The organism is Vibrio sp. 10N.261.52.A1 (assembly GCF_002876325.1).
In the GTDB taxonomy this organism is placed as follows: domain Bacteria; phylum Pseudomonadota; class Gammaproteobacteria; order Enterobacterales; family Vibrionaceae; genus Vibrio; species Vibrio chagasii.
Genome location: NZ_MCYD01001388.1, coordinates 1 through 1,415, shown reverse-complemented (window position 1 = coordinate 1,415; position 1,415 = coordinate 1). Strand labels below are relative to the sequence as shown.

The window sequence follows — 1,415 nt, the reverse complement described above, 5'->3', positions numbered from 1 at the left end:
AAGTTCCTGATATTCATTTGAATTTTTGATATAGGCATAGTGATTATAATTCACAGCATGATCTTCTGGTGGATCTTGGTAGTCGACGAGAATGTTACCTTGTGCGTCTATCTGTATGTCTCGTTCATCGGCATACGCACGACTTTTTAACGTTTTGAAGACAAAGGCATTATCTTCTAGCACTGCTTTGTAGATTCCTCTTGTGTGCCAATGCTCGTCATCTGTAATGTCAAAGCTATATAGTGTCGTATTTGGTATTAAATCACCTTGTTTCTGTTGGCTAAGAAATGGGCTCTCGTTTTGTAACTCAGCATCAAATTCCGATACCTTACCGTCAATCACGATGGGGTAAAGCTGACCACTTTCTTTGTCCATGATGACAGGGTAATTGCCATGATATGTTTTACCTTTCCAAGCGACCGTTGAGTTGTCCATGTTAAACATGGTGTACTTCTGGTTGATATCGAATACACGTGTAACCGTTGGCATAACCGCTTCGTCACATTGTTCGCATGGCTGGAAGGCAACTTCGAATATGCGCTCGTCACCTTGTAAATTTTTGTACGCCATCGTATTTAATGCCGTATTGCTTGCGGGCTCAATGTCAAAATTGGAAGGCTTAATTGTCTGAAAGTTGGTTTGGGGAATATTCAGTGATTTGAGGGCCGGAAGCTTAACAAGCGGTGCTGGATCAATTGAACCATTATCATTCGAGCCTCCACTGCTTGAGCCGCCGCCACACCCGGTAAGGGCCATAGATAGTATTGCTGCGAATGAAATGGTGTATTTGTTAATGTTCTTTTTTTGCATGAGCTGACTTGTGTTTTTGATTGTGGGATTGATATTTCTCCCTAACTTAACCGCCACTTTATTTTTTATCTGAAACTAACATTGGAATCAGGTGTTTTTTGCGAGCGGTCAATGATTCTGAGCTGAATCATTGCGTATTCACATATTGGGATAAATACGAGTAAGTTAGGATGCTTTGTTTAAATGCCTTTGTCGGCTTGTTAAAGAGTTGCGCGATTATAGTTATTTTTATTGTGTTGCCAGCTGTGCAAACTAATATTTTATAAATGATTAGTTGAATGACTATGTATAAGGAACTAGCGGCATATATTGAGTGTATGGTTATAGCGTGGATTAATTAGCTGGTGGTATTTAGTCAGCCATTTGTCGCTTATTGTTTTTTTTGACGCAGTATATGGTCGTACTTTTAATAAGCTCTTAAAATCTAGCGGCATGTTAAAATGACTATATTAGATACTGGGGATATAATCTGGAATTTATCGCTATAAATGCCATTGTACATATTGAAAGTGTGGTGATTAAATAATCTACGTGCTTATGGGGTGGATATTCGGTGGGTAGGGAGCAGAGCGTGCTTCTTAAATTCTTCTATTTAATTATAATTC

Annotated in this window: 1 pseudogene; it reads right to left on the bottom strand. The window is 38.9% G+C overall.

The annotated features are described in order from the left end of the window. Window positions 1-810, bottom strand: a pseudogene (locus BCT81_RS28155) (hypothetical protein); the annotation flags it as partial. Between the last annotated feature and the right edge of the window lie 605 nt (window positions 811-1,415).